This is a genomic window from Burkholderia sp. Bp9031, assembly GCF_003857965.1.
GTDB classification, from domain to species: Bacteria; Pseudomonadota; Gammaproteobacteria; order Burkholderiales; family Burkholderiaceae; genus Burkholderia; species Burkholderia ambifaria_A.
The window spans coordinates 111,002-124,494 of sequence record NZ_QTPW01000002.1 but is presented as its reverse complement, the minus strand read 5'-3'; the positions used below and the strand labels follow the sequence as shown (position 1 = coordinate 124,494).

The following is a 13,493-nucleotide window of genomic DNA, read 5'->3' as shown; positions in this document are numbered from 1 at the left end:
CGGTGGTCTGGAAGTCGGGCGCCCGGAACACGATGGGCGCCCGTCGTCGAGTTGTGCTGTTGCGGCTCAGACGGCCTCGTCAACCATTTGTGCCTCCTTTCGCGGCATGGCTGTCCTGGACGGATTTCTCGGGCCACACTCGCCGTAGTCGAAGTCTGCGAACAGATCGGCGAATTTTTTCAGCGACTCGGGTGCGTCCATCATCGGCAGCTTCAACTCGACGAACACGAGTCGATCGGCGCGCTCGGCGTCACGCATTGCGTCTTCAAGTTCGCCGACCGTTTCCACCATGAATGTCAGCGCGCGCGCGTCAGGGCCCAGCACGCGGGGCAATTCCGAGTATCGCCAGTTGCCGACGTCGTTGTACGCAGATTGCTCGCCGAGAATCAGGCGCTCAATGGTGTAGCCGTCGTTGTTCAGCAGGAAGATCACGGGCTTGAGGTCGCGACGCAGGATCGATGAGAGTTCCTGCGCGGTAAGCTGGAACGATCCGTCACCGATGAACAGCAGGTGACGGCGCGCGGGTGCCCCCACCAACGAGCCGAACAGGGCAGGCAAGGTGTAGCCGATAGCGCCCCAGATTGACTGTGCGATGTAGGTCGCACCCGTCGGCAACTTCATCGAGGAGAGCGAGGCATGCGAGGTTCCGGCTTCTCCGAGAATGACGTCTCCGGGTTTCAGGAACTGCCGGATGCGCGGCCATAGCGCGGCATGGGTCAGTTTGTCGTTTCCCGTAGCCGTCGGCCCAGTATGGCCAGCCGGCGCCGGTGCCTGAGTTGCACGGGCGCGAGACTGGGCAGGCGCTTCGTCGAGTACCCGTTCGAGCACGTCGCGCAGCGCGACGCCCGGCATCTGCTTTGCACCGATGCTCAGGTCGTGGCGGCGCAAATCGACAAAGGTGTCGGGATGGATCTGCTGGGAGAACAGCGCAGTGCTCGTGTCGGTGAAGCGCAGGCCGATCCCGATCAGACAGTCCGCGTTTTCGACGATCGAACGCACCGGCTCGGCGCTGGCCGCTCCCGCGTATGTCCCCGCGTAGTGCCGGGACGTTTCGTCGAGCGCGCTCTTGGCCGGCGTCAGCGACACGCATGGGATGCTGCATTTTTCGGCAAGTTTTTGCACCAGATCCGTGACCCCGAAACGGTCGGCATCCGCGTCCACAACGATGGCCGGGAAACGGGCAGACGCAAGGGCTTCAACGATGCGTCGCGTGGCTTCCTGCAATTGGTCGGGATCGCTGCTCGGATCGGCGAGGACCAGCGGTGCCTCGGGCACCTCTACAACCACGTGCGTAACGTCGGAAGGCAGTTGCAGGTGCACCGGACGGCGTTCGAGCCAGCACGAGCGCAGCACGCGGTCGATCTCGAAAGCGGCGTTGGCAGGCGTGATGCGCGCCTGGGCCACCGTGAATTCGGACATGCACCGCCCGATATTGTCGTAGTCGCCGTCCACGAGCGTGTGATGGACGAGCGCCCGGCTGTTGACCGCGTGCAGCGGGGGCGTCCCCGTGATGTGCACGACCGGCACGTTCTCCGCATATGCACCCGCGATGCCGCCGATCGCGCCGAGGTCGCCTACTCCAAAGGTCGTCACGAGCGCGGCAATGCCAGAGGTACGAGCGTAGCCGTCGGCGGCATAGGCCGCGTTCAGCTCGTTGCAGTTGCCGACGAACGCGATGCCGGCCGCCTCCTGGATCTGTTCTAGAAATGACAGATTAAAGTCGCCGGGTACGCCAAACAGATGACGCACGCCTGCTTCGGTCAACCGGCGGGCGAGAAAGGCGCCAATTTGCATACGCATGATGAGTTGCCTCCAGATGAAAGTGCCGTGCAATGCGGTAACGACGCAGCTCTTGTGTCGTTTGCCTGCGGTATGCCTACAATGTAGTGCGCCAATACCGCATGTTGTGTGCATTGTTCGGTGAAATTGGCCCGCTTCATGCACGGTTTGTGCATACCTGGAGAGTCTTGAATTGGATAATTTCGACTGGAAGTTGATGGCCGCGCTGCAGGCAGACGGACGGCTGACGAACCAAGAGGTGGGCGGCATCATCGGCCTGTCGGCTTCGCAGGTGTCGCGGCGCAGAACGGCGCTCGAAGAAGCGGGCGTGATCAGTGGCTATTCAGCGCGGCTCGACAGTAAAGCCATCGGGCTGGACGTGCTGGCTTTCGTTCACGTGAACCTGCGCGCGCACGATGCCAGGTCGCTGCGCGCGTTCCAGCGTCTCGTTGCATCCGACGAGGCGATCCAGGAAGCGCATGCGGTGAGCGGCAACGCCGACTACATGCTGAAAGTGGTGGCGAGCAATCTGGAGCAATTGGCGGATTTCGTGACGAATACACTGCTGGTCAGCGACACGATCTCCCACGTCCAGTCATACGTTGTCCTTAAGCAGATGAAGCAGACGAGTCAGTTACCCATCAAGCGATGACGTTGGCCGAGTTGCAGGTGGTGGGCTTGCGCGCCGCCAAGCCTGCGCGAAATCATGTCGCATAGCCACTGCCGGGCGGGAGAGGCTTCCGCTTGCGATTGCCAATCGAGATGACATCGATGGAACACTGCCCCAAATTTCAGACCGAAAGGTCGATGTTGTGAGTGTGTGTTTTGAAGTTGAGGCTTGCACGATGTGCGGCCCACCGGAGCTTTGGCCGTCCTCTTGCCGCATTTCACGAACCGATCGAATGGGTGTGCTATCGTCTGCGCGCGATCCAGTTGGCGCATTGGAAGCGCGGCACGACCCTGTCCCGCGAACTGCGCGTCTCCGAGTGTGTAGACTGCGTTGAACGCGCTCACATTGGCGCAGTATGTCGCATCCCCGCCACCTGGGAATACGAAAAGCGTGCCGTCCCGCTATCAATCGAAGTATGCTCTAGCGCGACCTGCGCGCGAACTGCAAACCAGCGCCGCGCTCCGTCCGGCAGCCAGAACAAACACACACCGACTTGGCCCGACATTGGGGGCGGCCATCATGATCATGTTGCGTTCGTGGGGTGCGATTCTCTCGTTGCTGATGCTAGCCGCGTGCGCCAGCCTGCCGCCGCAGGTCGATCGCACGCCAACGCATGCATACACCGATACCGAAAACACACGCCTTGGGGCCGCATTTCGGCAACAGGCCGCCGCCCATCCAGGGGAGGACGCATTTCATCTATTGCGCGATCCTGTCGACGCACTCGATGCGCGCGTGTTGCTCGCCGATCGCGCGGACCGCTCGCTGGACCTGCAGTACTACATTTGGCACGACGACCTGACCGGACACGAACTCGCGGATGCGATCATCCGCGCGGCCGATCGCGGCGTACGCGTGCGCGTGCTGCTCGACGATCTCGGAACGAATGCGGACGACCGCAAACTGCTCGAGATCAGTTCGCATCCGAACATCGAGATCCGGCTCTTCAATCCGGTCGCCACGCGTCACTTCAAGAAGATCGGCACGGTGTTCGAGTTCTCGCGCGTCAACCGGCGCATGCACAACAAGGCGATGATCGCGGACAACCAGGCGGCGATCGTCGGCGGCCGCAATATCGGCGACGAGTATTTCGGCGCGTCGTCGATGCTCGAGTTCGGCGATCTCGACGTGGTCGTGCACGGCCCCGTCGTAAACGACATCTCGACCGAGTTCGACACGTTCTGGAATTCGCCGTACGCGTTTTCGGTCAATGCGCTGGTCGGGCACGACGCGGCGCCGGGCGGCCTCGATCGAGAGCGCGAACGGCTGCGCGATTACCTGCGCGCGATGGAGGACAACCCATACGTGCTCGAGGCGCGCCACCGGCTCGACCAGATCGTGCATGGTCAGGGCACCGAGCTGTCGTGGGGGCACGCGACGGTCCTGTACGACGATCCGGCGAAGATCGCGCGGGCCCCCAAGGACAGCGAAGGACACCTGATGCCGCAACTGCGCGCGCTCGCGCTGCGGCCCGAGCACGAACTGCTGATCGTGTCGCCGTATTTCGTGCCGGGCAAGGACATGGTCGAGCGGCTGCACGCGCTCACGGCGCGCGGCGTGAGCGTGACGATCCTGACCAACTCGCTCGCGTCGACCGACGTGACGGCCGTGCATGCCGGCTACCGGCGCTATCGGCGCGACCTGGTGGAAGCCGGTGTGCGGCTTTACGAGCGGCGGCCGTCCGGCGACAAGAGCATCTCGAAGCAGGTCATCATCGGTTCTTCGCGTGCGTCGCTGCATGCGAAGACGTATGTGTTCGATCGCAAGAGCATCTTCATCGGATCAATGAATCTCGATCCGCGCTCGCTGAATCTCAACACCGAGATCGGCGTTTATTGCGAGAGTCCGGCCATTGCGTCCGAAGTCGCGACGGACCTGGAGCCGCGGCTCGATCGAATCGCGTGGCGAGTCGAATCGAGGACCGATGCGGCCGGGAAGGGGCGGCTCAAGTGGATTCAGACCGACGCGGACGGGAAGGTGACCGAGCTCGATCATGAGCCGGAAGTGTCGCCGGCGCGGCGCATGGAAGTGTGGTTTCTCGGGCTGTTTCCGATCGAATCGCAGCTGTGATCCGGCTTGCCCGCGGCCGTTGCGGGTGAAGCGCTTGAGCGTCGTGCGGAAGACAGATGGGATCTGTCGCCGCGGTGCCGGATGCGGGCACGAGCAGGCGGTTCGGCGCGACCACGATGTCGACGAAGCCGGCCTTGCGCAGGCGCGCGACGACCGAGGCGATCTGCTGGTCATTCGTCGCGCAATGCGCCGGGCGTGATGACGTTCGACGCCATTCACGAACTTTTCCGCGCGAGCATGCGAAGCGTCAACCCGCGTTCGTCTGCCATCCGAGCCCGAGGCTCTTCTGCAGCGACACGTAGTCCTTGAATGTAGGCGCATCGGGCGCGGCGGGGGCACCTCGGTAGTCGGGGTCGACGGTACAGCCGGCGAGCAGGCACGCGGCTGCGCACAGCGTGAGCGCAGGGCGGCGGGGCAGGGAGAAGGGCTTCATCGCGTAAGACGGTTCAATGACCGGACGACATCGGTTGCGGGCCGCGTTGCGTCGTCGGCAGCAGCGCGAGCGGCACGCATGCGAGCAGCGCGAGGCCCAGCATGTAGAAGGTTTCGGAACCGGCCGACGATCCGGTCACGCGGCTGCGTGCGATGAGCCTGTTCGGGCAGTTGACGGTATTCCATCTCGTGCCGCGCTCCGCGCTGCAACTGCTCGGCTGGGACAGTTTCGACGGTGAAGGCGGCGCGCTGCTGATGGCGACCATTGCCGATCAGACGCGCGTGCTGCTCGAACACTGGCATGCACGGCGCGGCGCATTCGCCGATGATCCGCAAGCCGTCGGAAAGCGGCCCGCGGGCGCGGGCACGAGCGCGCCGGCGAAACGCGCGGGGAAAAGCGCCGCGACGACGCGCACGGCGAACGCTACACAGCGCGTGAAGAAGCCTGTGTCGCGCTGAGCGCGTATCAGTCCGTCGCCGGCCGGCGTTCCAGATTGCCCGGCGTTGGCGGCCGGGCGGCCGTATCGACGGCATCGGCGGAATCGTCGCTGGCGCTGTCACCGCCTTGCCCGCGTTGCGAACCTTTGTCATACGCGACGACGCTGCGCTGCGGATTCGCGATCCGGATTCCGCGTTCGCGGAACATCACCGCGATCCGCCGGTTGAATTCGCGCTGCACGCCCCAGCGTGCCGAATCCTTGCACTGGATCTGTCCTGCCAGCGCGATCGTCGCGCCGTCTACTTGATCGATGCCCCAGTAGCTGAAATCCGACAGGATGCCGTCCTTGTAATTCGGGTCGTCGCGCAACGCGGCGCCGATCTCCTTGAGCGTCGCAATCGCGAGATCGATGTCCTGGCCGTAAGCGATGCTCACCTTGACGGCCGCGTTGCCGAGTCCGCGATTCGTATTGTTGACGGTCGTCACCGAGCTGAACGGGATCGTGTACAGCGACCCGTCGCCCGCGCGCAGCCGCACGGTGCGGATCGACAGGTATTCGACCGTGCCCGACACGCCGGCGAGCGTGACCCAGTCGCCCACCTGCATCGCGTTCTCCATCAACAGGAAGATCCCGGTGATGAAATCCTGCACGAGCTTCTGCGAGCCGAAGCCGAGCGCGACGCCGAAGATGCTGGCGCCGGCGAGCAGCGGACCGATGTTCACGCCGATTTCGCTGAGGCCCGTCAGCACGACGACGAGCGCGATCATGATGAACAGCAGCGAGCGCAGCATCGGCAGCAGCGTGCGCAACCGCGCCGCGCGCACGAGGTTGCCTTCGCGCGTCCATTGCTGCAGGCGGCGTTCGATCGCGATGTTCGCCGCCTCCCATACGATCAGCGCGACGACGGCCGCGATCGCGATCGTGATCAGCGCCGACGCGAGCCGATGACCGATCGTGCCGCTCTCGAATGCGTGGAAGATCGGCACGCCCCAGATCTGCAGCAGCAGCAAGACGGTCACGACGGCGATCACAGCCGACACGACCTGGCGCACCAGCGGGTAGTAGCGGTACGCGTGCAGGTGGACGAGCGTGGGATCGTCGTCGCGGCGCTGGAACAGCCGCGCGAGCGCGCCGAACACGACGATCGACACGATCCGCATGCCGATCATCACGGCGATCGAGCGGCCGCCGAGCGTGATCAGCACGCGATAGCCGTTGTGGACGTCGAGCGCCCACACGAACCACAGCGCCATCACGACGAACACCGACGCGGGCGCCCACGCGTCGGCGAGCGCATTGCCGATCATCGCGAAGGCCGGCCGCTCTTCGCCGGCTGCGCGGATGCGCGCGGCGACCGGCTGGCGGCACCGCAGGATCAGCGCCGAGATCATCAGGTGGCCGACGAGCGCGACGGCCTTCAGCAGCGCGACATGACCGGCGTCGCTGAGGCCGAAGCTCGCGGCGATCTCGACCGCGGCCGTGCACACGCCGACGACGATCACGATCCGCGCGATCGAGCGCTGCGCGAACGCGGCCCATGCGTCGCTGATGTGCAGCAGCCGCAGCTGCCGCGCATCGGGCTGGAAGAACAGCCGGCTGACGATCGTCACGAGGCGGCAGATCACGTAGATGTCGATCAGCGACTCGAGTGCGGTTTCGGTCGGCGTGCCGGCGTCGTCGAGCACCGACATCGTCAGGCTCGCGACGCCGACGAACACCAGCAGCGGCACGACCCGCAGCGCGAGGCTGACCAGCGCGCGCGGCATCCGGCGCAGCAGCGTGGTGTGGCGCCGCGCATGGCCGCGGCCTTGCGACGACGTATCGGGCGTAGCGGTGCCGTCCGCCCTGGCGGCGGAGTCGGCCGGAGAGGATGCTCGCGCCGTGTCGTCGTCCGGCGGGGGCGGCTCGGACGTTGATGGCTCGGCTTCGGCCCGCCCCGACGATTCGGCGCGCCACGCACTCAGCGCAGCCAGCGCGCGCCGCAGCAGCCGCTTCGCGAACCATTCGACGACGAACGCGGGCACGAGCACGGCGACGATGATCCAGATCGCGTGCGCGAGGTCCGCACGTTCGTCGGCACGTACGAGCCGCTCGTGCCACCAGCTGCCGACCGAGCCGACATCGAGCAGCGAGCGCAGCGATTCGTTCAGCGCGCCGCCGACTTCGCCGGCCCAGCGCGATCCCTGCCGGACGAGCATCGACGCGAGGCCGTTCGTCGTCAGCGCGGCGGGGGCGGCGGCAGCCGAGGCCGCGCTGGCCGGCGCCGCGCCGCTTGCCGGGAGCGCGGGCGTGCTCAACACGCCGACGGCCGCGATCGCGCGCAACGTCGTTTCGACCTGTTCGCGTTCACGCGGGTTTTGCAGGACGGAGAGGGCCTGCTGTGCCTGTTGCGGTGTCAGCGCAGGCACGGCGCCGGAGGCGGCCGATGCGGCGGCCGGGGCGGGGGCGGCCGCGTGGGCGGCCGATACGAAGGCGGCGAGCAGCCAGCCGAGCAGGAAATGTCGCATGAGTAGGCATGCGGGCGCATATCGAAGCGTGGCCCGCCGGTCTGGACGATGGACGGAAGTTAACATGATTGCGATCGGAACCGAATAGTTCCGTCGATGAATATTCGATTCGGACATGCGACAAGCGGTGCGGGCGTTTGCGGCCTGTCAGGCGGTCTGTTTCACGTGGCGCCGGTGTTCGGTGCCGGCTGTCTGCCCACTGCTGTTCGGGCACGTCGTTCGGAGTGGCTCGTCGGACGATGACACGGCGGCCCGGCGACGGCTGGGCGGGAACGAATCGTGCTCGGCCGTGAATCGATCCGGTGCATGTCGCGGCCTGGGTTGCATGCACGGAATTCCGGATTCCTGATGATGAATCAACGCTGCTCGTCGTGAAAGATCGGCAGCACGTGTTCGGCGATTTCCTCGATGACTTCGCGCACGGGCCGGTCCGAGCCGGGATTCAGCGTGACATGGTGCGTGCCGGCCGCCCGCATGTCCCGCAGGATGCCGATCAGCGCGTTGCGTCCGGTCGCATAGCCGAGCGACAGCGCGGTGGCCGGCGCATCGCGATTCGCATCGAGATCGAGCCGCATCGACACGCCGAACCCGCGAAAGGCCGGTTGTGCGAGCCTGTCGACGGCCGCGCGCCACATCGAATAACGCGCACGCTGCGTGTCCGGATCGCGATGGTACGTCATCCAGCCGATCGCGTTCCGTGCGATCCAGTCGACGCTTTGTCCGCCGGAGCCGACCGCGAGCATCGGCACCGCGTCATCGCCGCGCGGCAGCAGCGTGAAGTCCGGCGCGTCAGGCGGCGTCTCGTCGGGCAGCACGCGGGACGGCACGCCGAGCGCGGCCGCGACGATCTCCCAATGCCGGCGATACCGGTCGCGCCGCGTTTGCGCATCGACACCGAACGCCGCATATTCGGGCGGCCGGTCGCCGGAGCCGAGGCCGAGGATGAAGCGCCCGCCGGACAGCGTCGCGACCGACAGCGCGCCTTTCGCGATATGCAGCGGGTGACGCAGCGGCAGCACGATCGCGCCGCTCGCGAGCGCGATCCGGCGCGTGCGCGACGCGAGCGCGCCGAGCAGCACCCACGGGTCGAGATGCCCGACCGGGTCCGGATAGTCGGCGCTGTTCAGCGGCACGTCGCGAATCCATAGCGCGCGAAAGCCAAGCGAATCGGCCAGCGCCGCGAGCTCGAGCTGCTCGTTGAAATCCGCGACGGTGCGGCCGCTGCGCAGCAGCGGCAACGTCAGGCCGATCGACAGTCGCTCGGCCGAGAAGACGCGATGCGCGACGTCGGCGTGGTCGGAGGTGGGCAGGGTCATGTCCATTCCTTGAAGACGGGGCGAAGCGGGCGGGCGCCGTACCGTGTCCGGATGCTAACGTGTCTGCGCGATGCTTGCGGCGCACGGCAAGCAATGGACGGCAAAATCGGCGGGCCGGCATGATCGGCGTCCTCCGCCATCGGGCAAGGCACGAGACGGCGCTCGAGATGTGCGGGCAGCACGCGCAGGCTCGACGAGCGCGTTCGAACTGCATGCTTGCACGGCCAGCGTCGGGCGATTGTAAGCGGATCGTCGGCGTCGAGCATGCGCCAACGTACCGCCGCCGCACGCGTCACATTCGTGCAACACCGGCGTCGCGGCCAGCCGCCGTCGATCGCGCGAGCCGTTTCCCGTCGTTTCACTTTCGAAACATTCACGCGGGTCCTTCGCCGCGCGATTCGGGTCAGGGCCGTTTCCCGGCCCGTGTGGCCTTGCCCTGCGAAGCATGGTGCGCTCCTTGCATGTCTGTATGCGCCGTGAGCGCGATCGCCGCCGCAGCAGGAATCAGGCAATCGCTTCAGTGGGTCGGACGCATCGAGGACGGGGACAAGAGAATGAGAACAGACCGAATCGCAACGTATCGTGTTGCAAATATGAATCGCCGACCTGCCTGTGAATTCGCTTCGCCGCTGATTGCGGTGACATGAGTGCGCGGCTTTCCGTTCCATCCGAACAAAGCGGGTTCGTTCTGAACGACGACGTGCAGGCGTGACGCACGAGGCCGGCCGGTGTCGGTCGGCCGTCGGGGATGAACTGCAGGTGCACGCAGATTGACAACCATGACTTCCGGATCGTCAGGCCGACGCGCGAAGCGCGCGCACGCCGCACGCGACGCGTGCGTGTGCGTGCCGCACGCGGTGCAGCGCGGCGCTCGGACGAACCTTGGCCGGCCCGGACGGGCAGGCCGGCGGCGCGGCGATCCGCGCGATCCCCGCAATTCGAAGGTGTAGTCCAGGGGAAAGGTCCGCCGGCCGCGCCGCGGCGGATCCGACGACATTGTGCTGTCAGTTGATCCACTACCCCGATGGATCAATTGTTGAAGCGCCCATCGCCATGTGGTCGATGGGCGTCTTTTTTTGCTGCGCCGATATCGCGTGCGGACCGCCGGCTCGATCGCCCGGCGTTCTGTATCATGTGCTGGCGCGCTGGCCGCCCGTGTGGCCGCACGACTGCCACCGCGCCCGATCACACGCCGCCAACATGAACGACACCGCCTTGCACGACTCCTCATCCGCCGGCATCGATCCGGCCGCGCTCGATGCGCTGCACACGTTCGTCGAGCGCCATCCGCGGCTGCTCGTGCTGACCGGTGCGGGCATCAGCACCGATTCCGGCATTCCCGGCTATCGCGACCGCAACGGCCAATGGATGCGCTCGCCGCCGATCCAGCTGCACGAATTCCTCGGCTCCGACGCGGCGCGCCGACGCTACTGGGCGCGCAGCATGATCGGCTGGCCCGTGGTCGGCCATGCGCAGCCGAACCGCTCGCACGTCGCGCTTGCGCGGCTCGGCGGCACCGGCCGGATCGAGCGCCTCGTCACGCAGAACGTCGACGGCCTGCATCAGCGCGCGGGCAGCGACGACGTGATCGAACTGCATGGCGGCATCAACGGCGTCACGTGCCTCGATTGCGGCGCGCATCACGCACGCGCGACGATCCAGGCCGTGCTCGAAACGGATAACCCCGAACTGCTGGGCGCGCAGGCGGAGCCGGCCGCCGACGGCGACGCGCATCTCGAATGGGCCGCGCTCGACACGTTCCGCATTCCGGCCTGCCCGGCCTGCGGCGGGCTGCTGAAGCCGGCCGTGGTGTTCTTCGGCGAGAACGTGCCGCGCGAACGCGTCGCGCTGGCGTCGCAGGCGCTCGATGCGGCCGATGCGCTGCTGGTCGTCGGCTCGTCGCTGATGGTGTATTCCGGCTACCGTTTCTGCGTGTGGGCCCAGGCGCAGCACAAGCCGGTCGCGGCACTCAATCTCGGCCATACGCGCGCCGATCCGATGCTGACGCTGAAGGTCGAGGCGCCGTGCGCACCCGCGCTCGATGCGCTCACCGCACGGCTGGGTCTTCGCGGCAACACGACGGAGCTTGCATCTTGACCGGCACGACACCTTCGCCCGATCCGTCCGCGCGGCTGTCGGCGCCTGCGGCCGAGTGCAATCGCGGACCGATCCTCGACGTGCTGCGCCGCGTGCTGCCGGCCAGCGGCAGCGTGCTCGAGATCGCGAGCGGCACCGGGCAGCACGCGGTCCATTTCGCGCAGGCGCTGCCGGGCCTGCACTGGCAGCCGAGCGATCCCGACGCGCATGCACGCCGCTCGATTTCCGCGTGGGTCGCGCATGCCGGCCTCGCGAACCTGGCCGAGCCGCTGGCGTTCGACGTGCGCGACGCATCGTGGCCGGCCGCGGCACTCGATGCGATCGTCTGCATCAACATGATTCATATCTCGCCGTGGGCATGCACCGACGCGCTGTTCGACGGCGCGTCGCGCGTGCTGCGACCGGGCGGCGTGCTGTTCCTGTACGGCCCGTACCGCCGCGCAGGCCGGCACACGGCGCCGTCCAACGAAGCCTTCGACCAGCAATTGCGCAGCCGCGACCCGTCATGGGGCGTGCGCGATCTCGAAGCGGTCGTCGCGCTGGGCCTCGACTGCGGGCTCGACTGCATCGAAGTGGTCGAGATGCCTGCCAACAACCTGAGCGTCGTGTTCCGGCGCCTGCCGCACGCGGAGCAATGACACGCCCGCGCGCATCGCGGCCGGGTTTCCACTATCCTTTCGCCTGTGCGCGCGGCCCGGCTCGGGTCGCGCCCTGTTTTTTCCGGAGAATTGACTAATGGGCAAACAAGCAATCGGTGTGATCGGGCTCGCGGTGATGGGCCGCAATCTCGCACTCAATATCGAGAGCCGCGGTTACGCGGTGTCGGTGTACAACCGCAGCCGCGAGAAAACCGACGAACTGATCGCCGAATTCCCCGGCCGCAATCTGGTGCCGACCTATACGCTCGAGGAGTTCGTCGCGTCGCTCGAAACGCCGCGCCGGATCCTGATGATGGTGAAGGCCGGCGAAGCGACCGATGCGACGATCGCATCGCTCAAGCCGCTGCTCGAGAAGGGCGACGTGCTGATCGACGGCGGCAATACGCATTTCACCGACACGATCCGCCGCAACCAGGAACTCGCGCAATCGGGCCTGCACTTCATCGGCACCGGCGTGTCGGGCGGCGAAGAGGGCGCGTTGCGCGGCCCGTCGATCATGCCCGGCGGCCAGCGTGACGCGTACGACCTGGTCGAGCCGATCCTCAAGCAGATCGCCGCGAAGGCGCCGTCGGACGGCGAGCCGTGCGTCGCGTACATGGGCCCCGACGGTGCCGGCCACTACGTGAAGATGGTCCACAACGGGATCGAATACGGCGACATGCAGCTGATCGCCGAGAGCTATGCGGTGCTGAAGGACGTCGCGGGCCTGACCAACGACGAACTCGGCGCGGTATACACCGAGTGGAATCAGGGCGAGCTCGACAGCTACCTGATCGAGATCACGTCGAAGATCTTCGGCAAGAAGGACGACGAGACCGGCAAGCACCTCGTCGACGTGATCCTCGATCGCGCCGCGCAGAAGGGCACCGGCAAGTGGACGAGCCAGAACGCGCTGGATCTGGGCGTGCCGCTGCCGCTCATCACCGAGTCGGTGTTCGCACGCGTGCTGTCGTCGCTGAAGACCGAGCGCGTCGCGGCCAGCAAGATCCTGTCGGGCCCGGCCGCCGCGCCGTTCGACGGCGATCGTGCCGCGTTCATCGAAGCGGTGCGCCGCGCGCTGTACCTGAGCAAGGTGATCTCGTACGCGCAGGGCTTCGCGCAGTTGCGCATGGCGTCCGAAGAGTACGGCTGGAGTCTCGATCTCGGGACGATCGCGAAGATCTTCCGCGCGGGCTGCATCATCCGCGCGCGTTTCCTGCAGAAGATCACGGACGCGTACGCGAAGGATCCAGCGCTCGCAAACCTGCTGCTCGACCCGTACTTCAAGGACATCGCCGCGAACTACCAGGCATCGCTGCGCGACGTCGTGGTGGCCGCGGTGAAGGCAGGCGTGCCGGTGCCGGCGTTCGCGTCGGCGGTCGCATACTTCGACAGCTACCGTTCCGAGCGTCTGCCGGCGAACCTCGTGCAGGCGCAGCGAGACTTCTTCGGCGCGCACACGTTCGAGCGTACCGACAAGCCGGGCAGCTTCCACGCGAACTGGTCGTAACCGGCCGGCGAGGCGGCATTGTTGCGAAATTCTA

Annotated in this window: 10 protein-coding genes and 2 pseudogenes; 6 read left to right on the top strand and 6 right to left on the bottom strand. The window is 66.4% G+C overall.

All coding sequences use genetic code 11. The features are described from left to right. Positions 1-66: 66 nt before the first annotated feature. On the bottom strand, positions 67-1,800 hold the full coding sequence (locus tag DIE15_RS03755; protein WP_124832422.1) for an alpha-keto acid decarboxylase family protein: 1,734 nt from the start codon (positions 1,798-1,800) through the stop codon (positions 67-69). 172 nt (positions 1,801-1,972) lie between these two features. Between DIE15_RS03755 and DIE15_RS03750 the strand changes: the two genes are divergently transcribed. Both DIE15_RS03750 and DIE15_RS03745 read left to right on the top strand, forming a co-directional pair. Continuing rightward, positions 1,973-2,431 (top strand): Lrp/AsnC family transcriptional regulator, encoded by a 459-nt coding sequence (locus tag DIE15_RS03750; RefSeq protein ID WP_124832421.1) that lies wholly within the window; start codon positions 1,973-1,975, stop codon positions 2,429-2,431. Positions 2,432-2,968: 537 nt separating this feature from the next. Then, on the top strand, positions 2,969-4,519 hold the full coding sequence (locus DIE15_RS03745; protein ID WP_124832420.1) for a phospholipase D family protein: 1,551 nt from the start codon (positions 2,969-2,971) through the stop codon (positions 4,517-4,519). A gap of 12 nt (positions 4,520-4,531) precedes the next feature. Here the strand turns inward: DIE15_RS03745 and DIE15_RS38115 are convergent. From DIE15_RS38115 to DIE15_RS37465, 3 genes and pseudogenes are all read right to left on the bottom strand, one after another. Next, positions 4,532-4,700 (bottom strand): annotated as a pseudogene (locus tag DIE15_RS38115) (protease pro-enzyme activation domain-containing protein); the annotation flags it as partial. A 66-nt stretch (positions 4,701-4,766) separates the two neighbouring features. After that, positions 4,767-4,952 carry a hypothetical protein gene (locus tag DIE15_RS03740; RefSeq protein WP_124832419.1) on the bottom strand — a complete coding sequence of 62 codons (186 nt, stop codon included), beginning with the start codon at positions 4,950-4,952 and terminating at the stop codon, positions 4,767-4,769. 13 nt (positions 4,953-4,965) lie between these two features. Then, positions 4,966-5,091, bottom strand: a complete 126-nt coding sequence (locus DIE15_RS37465; RefSeq protein WP_260428185.1) for a hypothetical protein — start codon at positions 5,089-5,091, stop codon at positions 4,966-4,968. Between DIE15_RS37465 and DIE15_RS03735 the strand changes: the two are divergent. Continuing rightward, a pseudogene (locus tag DIE15_RS03735) lies at positions 5,072-5,410 on the top strand (CerR family C-terminal domain-containing protein); the annotation flags it as partial. The gene DIE15_RS37465 and the pseudogene DIE15_RS03735 sit on opposite strands and share 20 nt — an antisense overlap. 7 nt (positions 5,411-5,417) lie before the next feature. On the opposite strand, the gene DIE15_RS03730 reads toward DIE15_RS03735, so the two are convergent. Both DIE15_RS03730 and DIE15_RS03725 read right to left on the bottom strand, forming a co-directional pair. Further along, positions 5,418-7,898, bottom strand: a complete 2,481-nt coding sequence (locus DIE15_RS03730; RefSeq protein WP_124832546.1) for a mechanosensitive ion channel domain-containing protein — start codon at positions 7,896-7,898, stop codon at positions 5,418-5,420. A 356-nt stretch (positions 7,899-8,254) separates the two neighbouring features. Beyond that, the gene (locus tag DIE15_RS03725) at positions 8,255-9,214 is read right to left on the bottom strand and encodes an LLM class oxidoreductase (protein ID WP_124832418.1); all 960 of its coding nucleotides are present in this window, start codon (positions 9,212-9,214) and stop codon (positions 8,255-8,257) included. Between the two features lie 1,200 nt (positions 9,215-10,414). Between DIE15_RS03725 and DIE15_RS03715 the strand changes: the two genes are divergently transcribed. The 3 genes from DIE15_RS03715 (at position 10,415) to gndA (ending at position 13,459) form a co-directional block, all read left to right on the top strand. Beyond that, positions 10,415-11,311: an NAD-dependent protein deacetylase gene (locus DIE15_RS03715; protein ID WP_124832417.1), complete on the top strand. Its 897-nt coding sequence runs from the start codon at positions 10,415-10,417 to the stop codon at positions 11,309-11,311. Then, positions 11,308-11,949 (top strand): DUF938 domain-containing protein, encoded by a 642-nt coding sequence (locus DIE15_RS03710; protein WP_124832416.1) that lies wholly within the window; start codon positions 11,308-11,310, stop codon positions 11,947-11,949. The genes DIE15_RS03715 and DIE15_RS03710 overlap by 4 nt, the downstream gene beginning before the upstream one ends. A 97-nt stretch (positions 11,950-12,046) precedes the next feature. Further along, positions 12,047-13,459 (top strand): NADP-dependent phosphogluconate dehydrogenase, encoded by a 1,413-nt coding sequence (gndA, locus tag DIE15_RS03705; protein ID WP_124832415.1) that lies wholly within the window; start codon positions 12,047-12,049, stop codon positions 13,457-13,459. Positions 13,460-13,493: the final 34 nt, after the last annotated feature.

Excerpts from the sequence above, each read along its gene's own strand:
- DIE15_RS03725 (WP_124832418.1), bottom strand. The coding sequence starts at position 9,214 with ATGACCCTGCCCACCTCCGACCACGCCGACGTCGCGCATCGCGTCTTC.
- DIE15_RS03730 (WP_124832546.1), bottom strand. The coding sequence starts at position 7,898 with ATGCGACATTTCCTGCTCGGCTGGCTGCTCGCCGCCTTCGTATCGGCC.
- DIE15_RS03745 (WP_124832420.1), top strand. The coding sequence starts at position 2,969 with ATGATCATGTTGCGTTCGTGGGGTGCGATTCTCTCGTTGCTGATGCTA.
- gndA (WP_124832415.1), top strand. The coding sequence starts at position 12,047 with ATGGGCAAACAAGCAATCGGTGTGATCGGGCTCGCGGTGATGGGCCGC.
- DIE15_RS03740 (WP_124832419.1), bottom strand. The coding sequence starts at position 4,952 with ATGAAGCCCTTCTCCCTGCCCCGCCGCCCTGCGCTCACGCTGTGCGCA.
- DIE15_RS03755 (WP_124832422.1), bottom strand. The coding sequence starts at position 1,800 with ATGCGTATGCAAATTGGCGCCTTTCTCGCCCGCCGGTTGACCGAAGCA.
- DIE15_RS03715 (WP_124832417.1), top strand. The coding sequence starts at position 10,415 with ATGAACGACACCGCCTTGCACGACTCCTCATCCGCCGGCATCGATCCG.